The organism is Nonomuraea rubra (assembly GCF_014207985.1).
Classification (GTDB): domain Bacteria; phylum Actinomycetota; class Actinomycetes; order Streptosporangiales; family Streptosporangiaceae; genus Nonomuraea; species Nonomuraea rubra.
In genome coordinates this window covers 1628936-1643063 of record NZ_JACHMI010000001.1, presented here as the reverse complement: position 1 = coordinate 1643063, position 14128 = coordinate 1628936, and the positions used below count along the sequence as shown (strand labels likewise).

15 protein-coding genes are annotated in these 14128 nt (G+C 70.8%); 4 read left to right on the top strand and 11 right to left on the bottom strand.

The window, feature by feature from the left end; all coding sequences use genetic code 11:
- Positions 1–172 precede the first annotated feature (172 nt).
- The 5 genes from HD593_RS07700 to ngcE form a co-directional block, all read right to left on the bottom strand.
- Entirely contained in the window at positions 173–730 is a 558-nt protein-coding gene (locus HD593_RS07700; RefSeq protein WP_185101504.1) for a superoxide dismutase family protein, read from the bottom strand.
- Between the two features lie 86 nt (positions 731–816).
- Complete coding sequence (locus HD593_RS07695; protein ID WP_185101503.1) at positions 817–1101, bottom strand: 4a-hydroxytetrahydrobiopterin dehydratase; 285 nt, start codon at positions 1099–1101, stop codon at positions 817–819.
- A gap of 10 nt (positions 1102–1111) precedes the next feature.
- Positions 1112–1960, bottom strand: a complete 849-nt coding sequence (locus tag HD593_RS07690; RefSeq protein ID WP_185101502.1) for a carbohydrate ABC transporter permease — start codon at positions 1958–1960, stop codon at positions 1112–1114.
- A complete protein-coding gene (locus HD593_RS07685) occupies positions 1957–2871 on the bottom strand; it encodes a carbohydrate ABC transporter permease (RefSeq protein WP_185101501.1) in 915 nt (304 codons plus the stop codon). Before HD593_RS07685 ends, HD593_RS07690 begins: the two co-directional genes overlap by 4 nt.
- Before the next feature lie 3 nt (positions 2872–2874).
- A complete protein-coding gene (gene ngcE, locus HD593_RS07680) occupies positions 2875–4317 on the bottom strand; it encodes an N-acetylglucosamine/diacetylchitobiose ABC transporter substrate-binding protein (RefSeq protein WP_185101500.1) in 1443 nt (480 codons plus the stop codon).
- A gap of 144 nt (positions 4318–4461) precedes the next feature.
- Here ngcE and HD593_RS07675 point away from each other — a divergent pair, with 144 nt between their 5' ends.
- A complete protein-coding gene (locus tag HD593_RS07675; RefSeq protein ID WP_185101499.1) occupies positions 4462–5694 on the top strand; it encodes an alkyl sulfatase dimerization domain-containing protein in 1233 nt (410 codons plus the stop codon).
- On the opposite strand, the gene HD593_RS07670 is transcribed toward HD593_RS07675, so the two are convergent.
- Genes HD593_RS07670 through HD593_RS07660 form a run of 3 tightly spaced genes read right to left on the bottom strand, consistent with a single transcriptional unit; the run spans position 5691 to position 8282 of the window.
- Complete coding sequence (locus HD593_RS07670; protein WP_185101498.1) at positions 5691–6587, bottom strand: hypothetical protein; 897 nt, start codon at positions 6585–6587, stop codon at positions 5691–5693. The genes HD593_RS07675 and HD593_RS07670 overlap by 4 nt on opposite strands.
- Positions 6584–7126: an RNA polymerase sigma factor gene (locus HD593_RS07665; protein ID WP_185101497.1), complete on the bottom strand. Its 543-nt coding sequence runs from the start codon at positions 7124–7126 to the stop codon at positions 6584–6586. The genes HD593_RS07670 and HD593_RS07665 overlap by 4 nt, the downstream gene beginning before the upstream one ends.
- A 58-nt stretch (positions 7127–7184) precedes the next feature.
- The gene (locus HD593_RS07660) at positions 7185–8282 is read right to left on the bottom strand and encodes a serine hydrolase domain-containing protein (RefSeq protein WP_185101496.1); all 1098 of its coding nucleotides are present in this window, start codon (positions 8280–8282) and stop codon (positions 7185–7187) included.
- A 162-nt stretch (positions 8283–8444) separates the two neighbouring features.
- Here HD593_RS07660 and HD593_RS07655 point away from each other — a divergent pair, with 162 nt between their 5' ends.
- Entirely contained in the window at positions 8445–9131 is a 687-nt protein-coding gene (locus HD593_RS07655; protein ID WP_185111718.1) for a helix-turn-helix domain-containing protein, read from the top strand.
- A gap of 13 nt (positions 9132–9144) precedes the next feature.
- On the opposite strand, the gene HD593_RS07650 is transcribed toward HD593_RS07655, so the two are convergent.
- Together HD593_RS07650 and HD593_RS07645 are read right to left on the bottom strand one after the other, a co-directional pair.
- Positions 9145–10362 (bottom strand): aminotransferase class III-fold pyridoxal phosphate-dependent enzyme, encoded by a 1218-nt coding sequence (locus HD593_RS07650; RefSeq protein WP_185101495.1) that lies wholly within the window; start codon positions 10360–10362, stop codon positions 9145–9147.
- Positions 10363–10373: 11 nt separating this feature from the next.
- The gene (locus HD593_RS07645) at positions 10374–11291 is read right to left on the bottom strand and encodes a carbohydrate kinase family protein (protein ID WP_185101494.1); all 918 of its coding nucleotides are present in this window, start codon (positions 11289–11291) and stop codon (positions 10374–10376) included.
- Positions 11292–11337: 46 nt separating this feature from the next.
- On the opposite strand from HD593_RS07645, the gene HD593_RS07640 reads away from it, so the two are divergent.
- Both HD593_RS07640 and HD593_RS07635 read left to right on the top strand, forming a co-directional pair.
- Entirely contained in the window at positions 11338–11922 is a 585-nt protein-coding gene (locus HD593_RS07640; protein ID WP_185101493.1) for a TetR/AcrR family transcriptional regulator, read from the top strand.
- Positions 11923–11932: 10 nt separating this feature from the next.
- Positions 11933–12559, top strand: a complete 627-nt coding sequence (locus tag HD593_RS07635) for a class II aldolase/adducin family protein (protein ID WP_185101492.1) — start codon at positions 11933–11935, stop codon at positions 12557–12559.
- On the opposite strand, the gene HD593_RS07630 is transcribed toward HD593_RS07635, so the two are convergent.
- Entirely contained in the window at positions 12554–14128 is a 1575-nt protein-coding gene (locus tag HD593_RS07630) for a DUF885 domain-containing protein (RefSeq protein WP_185101491.1), read from the bottom strand. The two genes, HD593_RS07635 and HD593_RS07630, sit on opposite strands and share 6 nt — an antisense overlap.

The window sequence follows — 14128 nt, the reverse complement described above, 5'->3', positions numbered from 1 at the left end:
CGCGCACCAGAGTGCCGAACGCATGCGGGCCCACGGCAGCGAGGGGCGGGGGGTGAGCGGTCCGATGAGCACGCGCGAGGTCGTCAGGGGCTACCACGACGCCCGGTACCGCGGGGACGCGGCCGCGGCGGCGGCGCTGGTGTCGGACGCCGCGATCAGGTAGGCGGGCGGCCTACTTGAGGGTCAGGCAGGCCACCCTGTCGCCGGCCTGGCCGACCTCGGGCCCCGAGGTGACGGTCGGCTTGGCGTGGATGACGAGGGAGCCGGGCAGCTTGGCACGTTCCAGCGCCCAGTCGTTGCGGGAGCTGGAGCGGCCCGCGCCCTCCTTGTCGGTGGTGAAGTCGAGCCAGACCTCGCTGGCCGCGTCGATCTGGCCGGGGTGGTGCTGGTAGTGCGGGCCGGCGTCGTCTGGCCGCTTGCCGCACGGCTTGGCGTGCAGGTGGGCACCGTAGCGGCGGTTGGGGAGCAGGCCCTCGACGACGAGCGAGGTGCGGGTCTGGCCGTCGCTGGACTCGACGGTCACGCTGGCCTGGGCGCCCTCGGGGGCCAGCTTGCGGTCGTAGGCGATGGCGCCGGGGTCCTCGGTGCCGAACTCGCCGGCGGCGTTGAGGTTGACCGTCTCGTCCGGCGCGGTCTTGACGTTCTGGACCGGGGCCGGCGGCCCCGCGCAGGCTCCCGCCAGCACGGTCGTCGCGGTCATGAGGACGAGCAGGGACGCGGGCACGCGCATGGGACCTCCCACAGGTCGAGCCCCTCCGGCAACGGGGACTCCGAGAGGGCACCCACTCTAACGAGTGATCGGCCCGCTACGTACCGTCATTCGGCTTGCGCGCCGTGTTTTGCCGCGATGTCATCGATCACGGCCGCCAGCGTGAAGTCGAGGTCGGTCAGGCCGCCCTGGTCGTGGGTGGTCAGGGTCAGGTGCAGGGCGCGCCACCGGATGTCGATGTCGGGATGGTGGTTGAGCTCCTCCGCCTTGACCGCGATCTCGTCGACGATGCGGATGGCCGTGGGGAAGTCGGGCGCGGTGACCGTGCGCTTGATCTCGTCGCCCTCGCGCCGCCATCGGGGCAGGTCGTTGAGCTTGCTCTCGACGTCCATGCCTCCCACGTTACTTCAGGGCGCCCGAGCTGAGCCCGGACTGGATCTGCCGCTGGAAGATGATGTACACGATCATGACCGGGAGGATGGTGATGGACAGGGCGGCGAACAGGCCCGGCCAGTCCGCCTCGTAGCCGGCCAGCGTGGAGATGCGGGCGATGCCCTGGGTGAGCACCCACTTGTCGGGCGCGCCCGCGAGCAGGACGAGGGGCAGCAGGTACTGGTTCCACTGGCCGAGCACGTTAAAGATGGTGATGCTGATCAGGCCCGGCCTGGCCATCGGCACCATGATCTGGAAGAACGTGCGGGTGTGCGAGGCGCCGTCGATCAGCGCGGCCTCGGCGACCGCCTCCGGCAGCGTACGGAAGAACGCCGCCAGGAAGAACACCGTGAACGGCAGCGAGTAGGCGATGTAGACCAGCACCAGCCCGACGTGGCTGTTGAGCAGCCCCACCTGCTTGACCACGAAGAACAGCGGCCCGAGCGCCAGGAAGACGGGGAACGCCAGCCCGGCCACGAAGTAGTAGTAGACGAGCCTGCTGCCGGCGAACCGGTAGCGGGCCAGCACGTACGCCGCCATCGAGCCGAACAACATCGTGCCCGCCGTGCCGAAGACGACCACGACGACGGTGTTCAGCATGTACTGCCCGATGTGCGCCTTGTCCCAGGCCCGGCCCCACGCGTCCAGCCGCAGCGCGCCGGGCAGTTGCAGCGGGTCGCCGAAGATCTCGGTGTTGCTCTTGAACGAGGCCAGGAACGTCCACAGCAGCGGCGCGATGATCAGCAGGGCCCAGACGGCCAGCGCCACGTGGGAGAGCCCGGCCAGCACGCCCGGCCGCTCCGTTTTCCTCGCGGTCACAACTCAACCCTCTCGCGCCTGGTCGTCCGCAACGTCAGCACCGCGAACGTCACGGTGAGGAAGAACAGCGCCACGCCCATCGCGGACGCGTACCCGACCTTCTGGTAGGAGAAGGCGGTGTTGTAGATCGTGATCGGCAGGATGGTCGTGGCCCCGTCGGGCTCACCCTTGTCGCCCGCCAGCACCTGGATGAGCGCGAACCCGTCGAAGGCCGCGATGCCCAGGTAGATCCAGCCGACCTGCACGGTGTCGCGCAGCAGCGGCAGCGTGATCGAGAAGAACAGCCGGACGCGGCCCGCCCCGTCGAGCGCGGCCGCCTCGAAGTAGTCCTTGGGGATGGCGGCCATGCCCGCGGAGAACAGCACCACGTAGAAGCCGACCGCCTGCCAGACCATCACCGCGATGATCGACCACAGGGCCAGGTCCGGCTCGATGAGCCAGCCGACGGGATCGAGGCCGAACCTGGCCAGCACGCCGTTGATGACGCCGTCCGCGTCGGGCCGGTAGACGGCCTGGAACAGCACGCCGACCACGGCCACGGCCAGGACCTGGGGGAAGAAGAACACCACGCGGTAGAACCCCGACCCCCAGACCCCCTGCATGCCGGCGCCGCGCGTGCCGCCGCCCAGGTTGAGCAGGAAGGCGAACAGCAGCGCGATGACGATGGTCACGAGCGGCAGCACCAGCAGCAGGATCCCGTGGTTGCGCAGGGCCCGCCAGAAGACCTCGTCCTCGAACAGCCGGCCGAAGTTGTCCAGCCCCACGTAGCGGACGATCGAGCTGTATCCGTTCCAGCTCGTCAGCGAGAGCTGGAACGCCTGCACGTAGGGGCTGATGACGAAGACCGTGTAGAGCGTGAGGGGAACGGCGAGGAATCCGGCGACGAAACCGTACTTGCGCAACCGCTCCATCTGTCACTGGCTCCGCGTCTGCTTGGCGATCGAGTCGTCCCGCTTGACGTCGTCGGCCTTCTTCTGCAGGTTGGCGCAGAACTCCTCGGGGGTGATCCGGCCGGCCATGACCACGTTGATCTGCTCGGTGCCGTAGTCGAAGAGCTCCTTGTACCAGCCTTCGAAGCGGGCCTCGGTGATGATGTTCTGGCCTGCCCTGTCCTGGGCGCGGGCGGCGCTGAGGAGGCCGGCGGGCAGGTCGACGCCCTCGGCGGCGCCGTTGACGACCGTGACGTTCTTGGTCTTCTCCGTGAAGCTGCGCGCGCCCTCCTTGGAGAGCATGATGCGCAGGTATTCGAGGCCGCCCTGCGGGTTCTTGCCCTTGGCCGCGACCACGAAGTTCTCGCCGACGCCGACCTGGATGGCGCCGTACGGCATCTTGTCGGAGCCGGTGACCTCGGGGATGGGGGCGATGGCGTACTCGAAGTCCTGCGGCTTGTCCTTGGCCATCTCGTTCTCGATCCAGGAGCCGACCGGGTAGAACAGCACCTTGTTCTGGAGCTGCTTGATCTGGGTCTGCGTGTGGTCGAGGCCGAAGTACGCCTTGTCGCCGTACCTGGTCTGGATGTCCACCCAGACGGTGACCGCCCGCTTCATCGGCTCGGCGTTCCAGGCGTTGTCCACGAGGTTGTCGAGATCGAGGATGACCTGGTTCCCGCCGATCTTCGCGGCGGTGTAGAGGACGTTCCAGAGCTGGTAGTACGGGCCCTTCTGCCCCGGGTACGCGAACAGCAGGATGCCCTCCCGCTTGGCCGTCTCGCCGAGCGCGGTGAACTCCTCCCAGGTCGCCGGCACCTTCCAGCCCTTGTCGGCGAAGAGCGCGGCGTTGTACCAGAGCGCGCGGTGCGACACGGTGTAGTTGAGCACCAGGTCCTTGCCGGACACGTTGGCGTTGACGATCACGGCCGGCGTGACCGTGTCGCGCACCTTCTTGGCGGGGTCGTCGATCGAGGGGGCGTCGAACAGCGGGGCCAGGTCGGCCAGGTGCCCCTCGGCGGCCAGCGCGGCCAGGTCCATCGACTTGGGGCCCGAGTTGTTGATCACGTCAGGGGGGTCGCCGGCTACCAGGCGCGGGCGGAGCTGGGTGCCGATCTCCTGGGTGGCCGTGTGGGTGATCGTGACGCCGGGGAACGCCTTCTTGTAGAGCTCCTCGTGCAGGTCCTTGGCGTAGGAGTCGCCGTACGCGCCGCTGAAGATGGCCACTTCGAGCGGCTTCTTGGCGTCCACGCCGAACGGGTTCCTGGGGTTCGCGGAGGCCGGGAGCGAGGTGGCGGGGGCGGCGGAGGGCTCGCCCCCTCCCGCGGTGGCGCAGGCGCTGAGCAGGCCCGCGCCAGGGCCGGCGACGAACGCGGTCATGCCGATCCGGCGTATCAGCTGGCGCCTGGTGATCTCGCCCGGGTGGGTCATGGCGGCTCCTGAATTAGGAAAGTTTCCTAAACGATTCCCCGCAACGTACGAATGTGCTCCGACAGCCGTCAAGGGGCCCCATCGAGACGTGACCTTGCCGTGACGCCTTGCCTAGAACGCCGTTCTAGAAGCAGAGTGGGTCGCATGATCGAGGAGTACGCCGACCAGGTGTGGCAGGGCGAGGCGGACGACAGCATCGTCGACGCGGGCATGACGGGGAAGGGCGTCCTGACCGTCGCCGAGGGGGTGGGCTGGTGGTCGGGATTCGGAAATGTCATCACCTTCGAAACCGGGGGTGAATTGCTGCTGTTCGACACCAGCAGCCCGTTCTCGGCGGCCCGGCTGCACGAGGACGTGCGCAAGTGGACCCGCGCGCCCCTGACCACCGCCTTCTACTCGCACGGGCACATCGACCACGTTTTCGGAACGGCACCGTTCGAGGAGGAGGGACGCCGAGCCACCATTTACGCGCATAAAGCCGTCGTCGATCGCTTCGAACGATATTTGCTGACCAACGGCTACAACTCGGTGATCAATCAGCGGCAGTTCCAGGCCCCGAACCTACGCTGGCCCGACTCCTACCGCCACCCCGACGTGACCTACACCGACACGCTGACCGTGCGGCGCGGCGACCTCACCTTCGACCTGGTGCACGCCAAGGGCGAGACCGACGACGCGACCATCGGCTACGTGCCCGAGCACCGGCTGCTGCTGCCCGGCGACCTGTTCATCTGGGTGACGCCCAACTGCGGGAACCCGCAGAAGGTGCAGCGTTACCCCCGGGAATGGGTGCACGCGCTGCGGCTGATGGCGGCCAGGGACGCCGAGATCATGCTGCCCAGCCACGGCGCCCCGATCTTCGGCCGCGACCGCATCAGGCAGGCGCTGCTGGAGACGGCGGAATGGCTCGACTCGCTCGTCACGCAGACCCTGGAACTGCTCAACGCCGGGGCCCGGCTGGACGAGATCGTGCATTCCGTACGGCCGCCCGAGCACCTTTCCGACCGGCCCTATCTGCGGGCCCGATACGACGAGCCGGAATTCGTCGTCCGCAATCTGTGGCGGCTCTACGGCGGCTGGTACGACGGAAATCCGGCGAATCTCAAACCCGCGCCCGAGGCCGTCCTGGCGAAATCCGTGGCCGAACTCGCGGGCGGCCCCGCCGCGCTCGCGGACGCCGCGCTGCGGGCCCTTTCCGACGGGGACGGGCGGCTCGCGGGACATCTCGCGGAACTCGCCGCCCTGGCGGCCCCGGACGACGCGGGCGTGCACCGCGTACGCGCGCAGGTCTTCTCCGCCAGGGCGGCGGGCGAGCTCTCGCTCATGGCCAAGGGCGTCTTCACCTGGGCGGCGGAGGAGTCGAAACGGCGCTCCTAGTCCTTCCACCAGGCGGGACGGCTCGGCCCGTCGATCTTGGGCAGCGAGTCCCTGGGCACGCCGGCGGGCGCGGCGACGTGGACGGTCACGGCGTCGGACGCGATCCGCCACGCGCCCTCGACGGGCCAGTCGTCCTTCACGTGCGCGGCGTCGACGTCGTAGCCGCCGCCGCTGCCGTCCGGGTTGAGCCACATCACCACGTAGGAGATCTTCTTGATCCCGGCCCGCTCGTAGGTGGCCCTGACCTGCGCCACCGGCTTGCCCCGGGGGTTGTAACCCTGGACCACTCCCCCGTCGGCGTAGAAGTCGGCCTGCACCGGCGTGGACCACAGCTCTCCGGGCGCGGCGGGCCGGCCGATCCCGAAGACGACCTTCCCGGTGAGGCCGACGGGCATGGAGACCCTGCCGCACCAGGCGGAGCGGCAGCCCTCCTGCCGCGTGTGGATGGTGATGCCCGTGCCCGGCGGGAACTCGCCCTCGGTGTGCGGGCCGACCAGCTTGCCCACGTCCTGCGGCGCGACGGGGGCGTTGCGCACCTCGGCGTCCAGCCCGACGGCGCGGAACGCCTCGGTGAACTTCGCGGCGTCGGCCTCCGGGTCGTTGATCTCGACCTCGATGAAGTCCTCGCCGGTCCTGAGCGAGACGGCGGCGTTGGCGTACTCGGTGGCGGGCCCGCCGAGGGGCGTCCAGACCACCAGCGCGGCGGCCAGCCCTGCCGCCAGCACGCCGAGCCCGGCGGCGCGCCGCAGCGGGACGCGCCCGCGCCTGGCGGGCTCGCGCCCGGTCGCCATGATCGACTCCATCAGCGCCCGCGCCCCCGCGCCGGACGCCTGCCCCGCGGGCTCCCCTGCCAGGTCCTCGTCCCGCACGCGGGCGAGATCGGCGATGTTCACAGCCTGCTCCCTTCGAACGCGACGGCACGCGAGTGGTGGACGCCCGCCTCGGCCAGCCTCCGGGCGAACCTCCTGCGGGCGCGATAAAGCCTGACTCGTACGACATTTGCTGATGTGCCGAGCACCTTGGCGATCTCGCCGGGGCTCAGCCGCTCCCAGGCGACCAGCGCCAGCAGCTCCCTGTCGCCCTCGGGCAGGGCCCTGAACACCTGCCCGAGCTGGGAAGGCTCCTCCCCGGGCAGCTCCGCGACGAGCGGCGAGGCGGCGAGCTGCGCGCGCAGGGCGGCGGTGCGCCGCTCGTGCCTGAGCTCGCCGCGCCGGTGGTTGGCCAGCACCTTCCTGGCCACGCCGAAGAGCCACAGCCTGGCCTCGTCCCCCCGGGGGACCGCCTCGATCCGGCGCCAGGCGACCATGAACGTCTCGGCCACGACGTCCGCCGCGTCGTCCGGGTCCGGACAGCGGCGCAGCGCGTACCCGAGCAGGAGGCGGTAGGAGGACTCGTAGAGCTCCTCGAATCGCCTCTCGGGATCTGCTCCCACTTGGGCTCCTCACTTGGGGCGTTCAACACTCAACCCCATGTCCGGAATGCCGGGAGCATTACGGGGTGGGGGAAGATTCGCCTCCGCCGAACTCGAGGTCGAGGATCGCCAGGAAGGCCGCGTAGGCCTCGGGGGACCAGTCGGTGTTCACGTGGCAGGCGACCAGGTGCGTGCCGTCGCGGCTGCCCAGGACGAGGGTGAAGGTGCCGTAGTCCGCGCCGCCGTTGCCCCACACGTGCACGCCGCTGCCGAGCTTCTGCTCGACCCACACGCCGAGCCCGTAGCGGGTGCCGGGCAGCCAGCCCGAGCCGTCGGTCGGCTCGGTGGTGAACAGCTCCGCCTGCTCTGCCGGCCGCAGTAACCGGCCGGAGAGCAGGGCCGAGAAGAACGTGAGCAGGTCGCCGGTCGTGGAGATCATGCCGCCCGCGCTCCAGCCGGTCGTCGTGTTCGACTCGGCGGCGTCGTGGAGCGGGGCCGCCGGGTCGTCGGCGTACAGCCGGGAGTAGTGCACCGGGTGCGGGCCCGGGATGACCGTCTCCGTCGTGGGCAGCGAGGTGCCGGTCAGCTCCAGCGGCCGGAGGACGAGCCGGTCCAGCACCTCGCCGTACGGCTCGCCGGTGGCCTGCTCCACCATCATGGCGGCCAGGTAGTAGTGGGTGTTGGAGTACCTGAACGCCTCGCCGGGGGCGTTGAAGGGCGGGTGCCGCAGGGCGATCCGTACCAGCTCTTCGGGGGTGAAGGTCCGGAACCGGCGCTCGTACCAGGCCTCGCCCTGGCCGCCGGCGAAGAAGTCCGGGTCCATGCTGAAGTTGAACAGGCCGGCGGTCTGGTTGAGCAGCTGCCGCAACGTGATCGCGCGGGCGTCGTACGGGCTGCCGTCGAGCAGGCCGGGCAGCCATCGCTCAAGCGTGTCGTCGAGGCCGAGCACGCCTTCGCCGGCGAGCTTGAGCGCGGTGGCGGCGGTGAACGCCTTGGCGGCGCTGCCGATCCGGAACAGCTCTCCCGGCCCGCGCTCGCGGCCGGTGCCGAGATCGGCCTTGCCCGCGACGGCGAACGAGCGGGAGCCGTCCCGCAGGACCTCGACGACGATGCCCGGTGCCACGCCCGAGGACACCGTGCCGTCCAGCACGCGCCGCACCGCCTCGTTGACTGTCATGGTGGGTGCCTCCTTTCACAGATCACAAACGCTACGTTGCGTTTGTAAAACAGTCAACGATAAATACGCTGGTAGAGCACATTGTTGCGCTGGCTATGGCGATGAACGCAACGGTCGTTGCACTGGTTGTGGTTGAATGCACACGACGAGAGGGGGCGGCAGGTGGCGGAAGGCCGGTTGACGCGTGAGGATCGCGAACAGATCGCCCGGGGCCTCGCGGAGGGCCTCGGGTTCGCCGAGATCTCCCGGCGGCTGGGCAGGCCGACGTCCACGATCAGCCGCGAGGTGAACCGCAACGGCGGCGCCGGCGGCTACCGCGCCGAGCAGGCGCACGAGGCGACGCGCGAGCGCGCCCGGCGCCCGCGCCCCAGACCGGCCGCCACCCCGGAGGCTCCGCGGGCCGGGATCCGGGAGACGGAGGACAGCCTCACCGGCGTGCTCGTCGCCTCCGGGCTGACGAGGATGTCCGCTCGGGTGCTCGCCTGCCTCTGCGTCACCGACAGCGGCGGACTCACCGCCGCCGAGCTCGTCCAGCGCCTGCGGGTGAGCCCGGCGTCGGTGTCCAAGGCGGTCGCCGAGCTGGAGGTGATGAGCCTGATCGGCCGCGAGCGGGACGAACGGCGTCGGCGGGACCGCTACGTCGTCGACAACGAGATCTGGTACCGGTCACTCCTGGCCAGCGCCCGGTTCAACACCGACATCGCCGAGGTCGCCCGCCAGGGCGCCGACGCGCTCGGCCGCGCGACCCCGGCCGGAGCCAGGATGCGCGCGATGAGCGAGTTCTTCGAGCAGGTGGGCCGCGAGACCGTCGCCGCCGCCCAGCGTTACCGCCACCTCCTCGACCTCTGAAGGGTCCCGCGGGTCAGCCGAAGTGCGCCCTGGTCTCGGCGAAGGCCTGGTCGGTGCCCTCCAGGGCAGCCGCCACGTCCGCCTCGGTGTGGGCGGCCGACATGAACCAGTTGTGCCAGGGGTGGACGTAGACGCCGTGGCGCAGGCAGGCGTCGCTCCAGTGCATGGCCACCGACAGGTCCGCGTCGCCGTCGAAGCTGAGCCACGGGATCGTCACGGGGCCCGTCTGGTTCACCGTGAAGCCGTGGGCCTTGGCCTGGGCGTACAGGCCCTCGCGCAGCTGCGAGCCGGCCCGTTCCATGGCGCCGATGCCGTCCTCGTCCCGCAGGGTCTCGATGGTGGCCTTGGCGGCGGCCATGGCCACCGCGGAGAACCAGAACGAGCCGGTCGAGTACAGCGTCTGGGCGGGGCCCCTGAGGGCGTCGGTGCCCGTGACGGCGGCGATCGGGTAGCCGTTGGCCATGGCCTTGGACCAGGCCGTCAGGTCGGGGCGGACGCCGTACGGCTCCCAGGAGCCGCGCAGGTTGATGCGGAAGCCCGCCCGCACGTCGTCGATCACCAGCGCCGCCCCGAGGCGGTCGGCCAGCGCCCGGGCGCCGCGCGCGAAGGCGGGCTCCACCAGCTCCTGGTCCTCGAACGAGTCGTGCTTGAACGGGGTGACGATGATCGCGGCCACGTCGCCCTCGACGGTCGCCGCCGCGGCCTCCAGGGACTCCAGGGAGTTGTAGGTGAACTCCACCAGGTCGGCCCGCTCGTTCGGCGTCGTGCCCGCCGGGGACGGCGTGCACCACGGGTCCGCCCCGTGGTAGGCCCCGTGCGCCATCAGCACCTTCGTCCGGCCCGTCGCGGCCCTGGCGACCATGAGGGCCTGCGTGGTGGCGTCCGTGCCGTTCTTGGAGAACATCGCCCAGTCGGCGCTCGGCACGGTGTCCACCAGCAGCTCGGCCAGCTCCACCATGATCGCGCCGGGGCCGTTGAGGCAGTCGCCGAGCGCGGCCTGGCGGGCGGCGGCCTCCTCGACGCGCGGGTGCCGGTGGCCGAGCACGACCGGGCCCCAGCTGCACATGAAGTCGAGGTACGAGCGGCCGTTGACGTCCCACTGCCGGCAGCCCTCGCCGCGTTCGAAGAACTGGGGGTAGCCGGGGGCGAAGATGGCGGCGTTGAGGTGGCCGTACATGCCGCCGGGGACGACTTTCGCGGCGCGCTGGCGGAGGTCGGCGTCTGTGGTCATGAAGCTGGGTCCTAAGTGAGGAGGTCGAGGGTGGTGGGCAGGTCGGTGAGGCCGGCGTCGGAGCCGAGGCCGGTGGCGACGCGGGCGGCGGCGGCCGTGCCCCAGCGGGCGGCCGCCGGCACGTCCTGGCCGTGCAGGAGGCCGGTGAGGAAGCCCGCGCAGTAGGCGTCGCCGCAGCCCGTGGTGTCGGAGACGTCCGTCTTGATCGCCGGTACGTGCTCCGCGCCGGCCTCGGTGACCACCAGGCTGCCCGCGGCGCCGAGCGTGACCAGCACGCCGCGCGGGCCGTCGGCCAGGAGGGCGCGGGCGGCGCTCTCGACGTCCGCGGCGCCGGTCATGAGCAGGGCCTGCGACTCGTTCGGCAGCACGTAGTCCACGTGCGGCAGGAACGCGCGGGCCAGGCCCAGCAGGTCGGGCATCTCCGAGAGCAGGTCCATCGTGACGACGGCGCCGGACGAGCGGACCTCGTCCAGCAGGGCGAAGAAGGCCGGGTCGCCGAGGCCGAACGTGACGTCCATCCCGCCCAGGTGGATGGCGCGGGCCGAGCGGAGCAGGCCCTGGTCGAGGTCGGCGAGCGTGACGCCGAGGTTCGCGCCGGGGACGTGGAAGCTGGGGCGGCCGCCGTCGGGCCGGATGGGCAGGATCGAGGCCGCCGTCTGCTCGCCCGCCCTGCGTACCAGGCGGGAGGTGTCCACGCCGCGCTTGGCCAGGATCATCAGCAGGAAGTCGCCGAGCTCGTCGTCGCCGATCGCGCCCATGGTGACCACGTCGTTGCCCAGCTTGACCAGGTCCACCGCGGTCCCGGCGGCGGCGCCCGCCGCGGTGAGGCGGATCTGGTCGACCAGCACCGTGTCCTGGCCCTGGGGGATGTGCTCGACGGGTCTGGCGAGGATGTCGACGATGTGGACGCCGACTGTGACGACGGTCATGCTCTTAAATAGACAGACGTCCGAATAAAACGTCAAGAGGTGTCCTATGCCGAAGATCGTTGATCACGATGAGCGCAGGCGTGAGGTGCTGTCGGCGGCCAGCCGGGTGATCGTCAGGGACGGCATCGACGCCGCCACCACCCGGGCCATCGCCAAGGAGGCCGGCTACTCCAACGGCGTGCTCGCGCACTACTTCGCCGACAAGGACGAGATCCTGCTGTCGGCGCTGCGGCACTCGCACCGGCGCATCAGGGAGCGGCTGACGGGCAAGGTGGCGGGGATGACGGGGCTGGCGGCGCTGCGCGAGGTGCTGCTGGACAACCTGCCGCTGGATGCCGAGCGGGCCGTTGAGACGCGGCTGGAGGTGAGCTTCTGGAGCCGGAGCCTGGCAGCCGAGCGGCTGGCCGAGGTGCAGCGGGCGGAGGCGGGCGAGCTGCGGTCGGCCGTACGTGAGCTGCTCGGGCAGGCCAGTGAGGCCGGGGAGCTGGCGGCGGACGACGACCTGGACGACGTGACCGAGCGGCTGCTCGCCCTGGTGGACGGCCTCAGCCTGCACCTCCTGCTCTACCCCGACCGGCTGGGCAGGGACGTGGCGGAACGCCTGATGCTGCAGACGCTGGAACGGCTGTAGCCTCGGGCGCATGAGCCTTCGCGAGCAGTTGTGCGAATACGGCCGGCGAGCCGTCGAGCTCGGCCTGGTCATCGGCACCTCGGGCAACCTCAGCGTCCGCGAGGGCGACCTGGTGACGGTGACGCCGTCGGGCGCCCCGCTGGACCGGCTGACGCCCGAGCTGTGCCCGGTCGTGGACCTGACGACCGGCAGACGGGTGGCGGGCGAGCTGCGGCCGTCCAGCGAGACGCCGATGCACCTGGCGATCTACCAGACCACCGACGCGCGGGCGATCGTGCACACGCACTCCGTGTTCGGCACGGTGGTGGCCACGACCATGACCGAGCTGCCGCCCGTGCACTACAACGCGCTGATGCTCGGCGGGGTGGTGAAGGTGGCCGAGTACGCCACGTACGGCACCCCCGAGCTGGCCGCGAACGTGCGCCGGGCGCTGGACGGCAAGCGGGCCGCCCTGATGGCCAACCACGGCGGGGTCACCATCGGGGCGACGCTGGAGGAGGCGTTCGAGGCCACGCGCCTGCTGGAGTGGCTGTGCGAGGTGTACGTGCGGGGGCTGAGCGTCGGCAAGCCGAACATCCTGACGGAGGATCAGCTCGCGGCCGTGATCGAGCGGACGCTCAACCCCCCTCCGCTATGACCCGGCGAGCGCGGCCTGCTCGGCCAGCCCGAGCGGGAGCCCGCCCGACCCGGCGATCCGGTCGTGGAACTCCTTGAGCGAGCCCTGGAACGACTCCCGGATGCGGTCGATCTCGATCGCGCCCGTGAGGTAGGAGGGCGCCTGCGTGGGCCAGGCGCAGTAGCGGTTCACCTCGCCCTGCGCCGTGCCGGGCGACAGCGACGCCTTGGTGGCCATGAACGTCTCGGCCTGCTCGATCGTCATGTCCTCGCAGTGCAGCGCGGTGTCCACGACGATGCGGGCGGCGCGGAAGATCCGGCAGTCGAGGTGGGCCAGCTCGGTGGCCGGGGTGTCGAAGTAGCCCTGCTCGTGCAGCATCTTCTCGACGTACAGGGCCCAGCCCTCGGTGAAGTACGGCGTCCTGAAGACCTTCCTGACCGTACGCGGATTGCCCGCCATGTACGACAGGTGCCAGTGGTGCCCCGGATAGGCCTCGTGCACGGCGATCGAGGGCATCTGGGCCCGTGAGTTCGTGCGCAGGCGCTGGCGTACCTGCTCGGGGGTGAAGTCGTCCGGCGTGTAGGGCACGAAGAAGATGCCGGTCCGCGAGGTGCTGAGCGGCGGCGGCGACAGGTAGTGGGCGACGGACAGGACCGGGCGGGTGTACTCGGCCGACGGCAGCACGTGGCACTCCTCGCCGCCGGCGAACGTCACCAGGTCGCGCTCCCTGACGAACTCGCGGGCCCGCAGCGTCTCGGCCTCGTACTCGGCGCGCATGTCGGCCAGCGTCGCCGGGTGGTCGTCCATGAGCTGCTCCATGGCGGCCCGCCAGTCCTGGGTGCCGTTGACCTGGAGCGCCACCTCGCGCATGCGCGCGTCCAGCTCCGCCCAGGCGGCCTCGCCCTTCTGGTGCAGCTCGGCGGCGCCGTACCCGAGCAGCTCGCGCTCGCGCAGCAGCGTGGAGTAGAGCCGCTCCCCCATCCGCCAGGTGCCGCCGCACTCGAAGCCGTCGAGGAAGGTGACGAGCTCGTCGAACGCCCGGGCGGCGGGCTCGGCGGCCGCGGCCAGCTCGGCGCGCAGGTTCTCGTCCTCGACCATGGACGGGATCGTGCGGGTCAGGAAGTTGCGGCCGGTGCGCGCCTGGCCGAGCCCTCGCTGGACGAGCAGCGGAGCGGCCAGGTCGGGGTCCAGGTTCGCGCGGCAGGCGGCCAGCACGCCGGGCACCTCGGCCAGGCGGAGCAGCGCCGAGGCGACCAGCTCGGGCTCGGGCTTGAGCCGGCGCTGGAACGGCGCGTACATGGAGGTGAAGATCGCTCCGAGGTAGACGCTCGGGTCGCGCCGCCACTCGGGCCAGGACGCGAGCGCGATCGAGCCTCTGAGCTGCGACAGGACGAGATCTCTGTCGATCGCGTCGTCCAGGGTGGGGGCCTCGGCGGCGGACAGGCGGTCGAGCCAGAGCACCTGCTCGCGCTCGCGGGCCTGCCAGGCGGAGGCGGTGAAATCGCCGAGGGTGTGATCGTAACCGTCGGCTCCGAGGGAGGCCGCGACGACCGGACGGTCGGAAAAGTACCACTTGAGAAACTCGTCCAC